The 3,497-nt window shown below is 77.4% G+C and carries 1 protein-coding gene; it reads right to left on the minus strand.

From position 1 onward, the window contains the following. Positions 1 to 118: 118 nt before the first annotated feature. Positions 119 to 3,497: cation-translocating P-type ATPase (locus AC5LUJ_RS22900; protein WP_493465738.1), on the minus strand; the 3,379-nt coding region annotated here is incomplete at its 5' end.

Consider the following 3,497-nt stretch of genomic DNA (forward strand, 5'->3'; position numbering starts at 1 on the left):
CCCCGCCGGTGAGCCCAGGGTCTGCCGTCCGCGTGCCGGCAGTCTCAAGAGGGGGCGCGTCATCCCCGGCAACGGTTTTCAACGCCGGGCGGGCCGTCCAACCTGTCGGGAGGAACATTCAGCCCGTCGGGAGGGATGAGCCCTCGGGAGGGACGAAACGGGCCGCGAGCGGCTCCAGCGTCATCGAGAGCAGGGTTCCGGCGGCCGAGGCGCCGATGGCGACGGCCCAGCCGGAGGGTCCGAGCGGGGTGCAGCCGAAGAACCGGCTCAGCCCGGGCGTCTGGACGACCATAACCAGCGCCACCACCGACCCCAGGCTGCTCAGCAGCACCGACCGGGAACGCCCGCCGACCAGCAGTGTCTGGCCGAGCTGCGCCCCGACCAGCGCCACCAGCCCGACGGTGTCGGCGTGCCGGCGCCGGCCGGTGGGACGGGCGACGATCCATGCGCCGGTGGCGGCCGCGGTGGTCGCCACCGCGCGCACCGCGACCTCCCGCAGCAGCGCGCGGCCCAGCGATCTCTCCGGCCCCTCCCCGAGCAGCTCGCCGGCCCGGCCGGGATCCGGCTGGCGCAGGGCGATGGCGAGCCCGGGGGCGAGGTCGGTGAGCAGGTTGACCAGCAGCAGCTGCCGGGCCGACAGCGGGGAGGTACCGGTGGCGACCGCGCCGAGCAGGGTGAAGGCGATCTCGCCGAGGTTGCCGCCCACCAGGATGCCCAGCGCCTGGCGCACCGAGGCCCACATCGACCGGCCCTCGACCAGGACGTCGAGGATCGTCTCCAGCCGGTCGTCGACGACCACCACGTCGGCGGCGGCCCGGGCGGCCGGGGTGCCCCGTCGGCCCAGCGCGATCCCCACGTCGGCGAGCCGGATCGCGGGCGCGTCGTTGGCGCCGTCGCCGGTCATCGCGACCACCTTGCCCAGCCGCTGGTACGACTCCACCACGCGGACCTTGTGCGCCGGGGTGCCGCGGGCGACCACCGTCACCTCGGGCAGCAGCGCGTCGAGCGCGTCGTCGTCCAGCGCGTCGATCTCCATGCCGGTCATCATCCGGCCGCCGTCGAGGACCCCCAGCTCGGTGGCGATCGTCTGCGCGGTGGCCGGGTGGTCACCGGTGATCATCACGGTCTGCACGCCAGCGTCGTGCAGCTGGACCAGGGACGGCCCGGCGCCGGAGCGGACCGGATCCGACAGACCGAGAAAACCCAGGAAGGTCAGAGCGTCGAGGTCGTCGTCCGACACCTGCCGGCTGTGATCGGGCATCGCGCGTTCGGCGACGGCGAGCACCCGGTATCCCCGCCGGCCCAGCGCGACGTGCTCGCGGGCCAGGCCCGCCCGGCCACGCCCGTCCAGCGGCACGTCGCCCCGGGCGGTCCGCCAGCGGGTACAGCGGGGCAGCAGCGTCTCGGGCGCGCCCTTGACGCTGAGCAGCACGGCGCCGCCGGTGCCGCCGGTGCCGCCGGCAGGCGTCCCCTGGGAGGTCCTCCGGGGCGTCCCGGGGGAGAGCCCGAGGGACGCGTGGTAGGAGCGGCCCGGCTCGAACGGCAGCGAGACCAGCTCCGACCAGGAGCCCAGGCCGTGGTCACGGTCGATGTCCGCGGCTGCCGCGCCCTTGGTCACCGCCCGGTCGGTGGGATGGGACAGCTTGCGCCCGTCGACCCGCGCCGGGGTGGCGCGCAGGCCGGCGGCGACCACCCGGCGCTGCCGTTTCGTCAGCTCGCCGACGGCGGCGGTGTGGCTGCCGTCCGACACCATGCCGAGCCGGATCCGGCCTCTGGTGAGCGTGCCGGTCTTGTCGAAGCACAGCACGTCCACCCGTCCGAGCGTTTCGATGGTCCGCGGGTTGCGCACCAGCGCGCCGCGGCCGGACAGCCGCCGGGCCGCGGACAGCTGCGCGGCCGTGGCCAGGAACGGCAGGCCCTCGGGCACCGCGGCGACGGCGAGCGCCACACCCGCGCTCAGCGTGTCGCCGGCGGGCCGGCCACGGACGAGCCCGGAGGCGAGCAGGACCGCGGCCGCGCCGAGCGCCACCGGCGCGGTGAACTCGGTGATCGCGGCCAGCCGGGCCTCGACACCGACAGCCTTGGCCGGGCCGGCGGCCGTGGCCATGCCACGGCCCGCCTCGGTGGCCGGGCCCGTCGCCACGACGGCGGCCGTCGCGGCGCCCGCGACCACGGTGGTTCCCTCGTACACCATCGAGGTGCGCTCCGCGACATAGCTGGCGGCGACCGGACGCGGCGACTTCGTCACCGGCAGGGACTCCCCGGTCAGCGACGACTCGTCGACCTCCAGGCTGGTCGCCGACAGCAGCCGGGCGTCGGCGGGGACGACATCCCCCGGCCCGATCGAGATCACGTCGCCGGGGACCAGTTCCCGCGCGGTGAGCTCGACGTCGGCACCGTCCCGGCGCGCCCGGGCCCGCAGCGCGGACCAGGCGAACAGCTGGGCGAGCGCGCGGTCGGCCCGCCGCCGCTGCACCGCGCCCACCAGCGCCGACATGACGGCCACGCTGACCACCAGGCCCGCGTCCAGCACCGAGCCGCTGGCAGCCGACAGCGCCGCCCCGCCCAGCAGGACCGGGGTCAGCGGGCTTGCCAGCTCCCGGGCGAGCGCGGCGAGCGGGCCGGGGGCGGCCTCGCCCACCGGGAGGCCCAGCGAGGGGCCCAGCGAGGGGCCCAGCGAGGGGCCCAGCGAGGGGTCGGCGGCCCGCCGCGACGCGGCCTGCGCGCTGGTCAGGCCGTCCGGTGAGCTGCCCAGCCCGGCAAGGACACGCCGCGTCGAGAGCACATGCCAAGGCGTACGCGCAATGCCCGGCGGCGACGGGCGCCGGCCGAGCTCGCGGGCCGCCCAGACGCCGTAACCGAACGCGAGGGCAGCGGCCCCGTGCACCATGAGCATCGCCCGGGAGAGCAGCCGTGGGCCGACACCGGTCAGCGCGACCAGCGCGCCGGCGCCGGAACCGATCTGGGCGAGCCGCACCGCGTGCCGGCTCACCCGGGCCGCCACGGCGGCCGCCTCCACCAACATCGCGGCGGCTCGCAGGTCCGTCCCGACGAGGACGTCGGCGCCCCAGGCCGGCGCGCCGTCGGGGCCGTCGACTCCCACCCCGCAGTCGGCGCCGCCCACCGCGGGACGCCGGTGCGAGACGACCAGCACCCCGCCGCCCGCCGCCCGCAGGTCACCGACGGCGGCCGGCAGACGGCGCCCGCCCGGGATCACCGGGAACCCGAAGCCGTCACCCGGGCAGGCGTCACCGCCGGCCACCCGTACCGTCAGCCCGCTGCGCCGGCAGGAGGCCAGCAGCGCCTCGGCGCCCTCGGCCCGCTCGGGCACGGCCGTCACCACCGCCGTCACCGCCGTGCCCCGGGCGAGGCCGAGGATCGTGTGCGCCCCCGCCGCCCGCAGCCGCCGCCACTGCGCCCGGCCCGAGTCCTCGCCGCGCCGGCTCTCATCACGCCGGCCCTCACCGCGCCGGCCCTCGCCGCGCCGGCCCTCGTCA

The organism is Protofrankia sp. CiP1_Cm_nod3, from assembly GCF_982290655.1.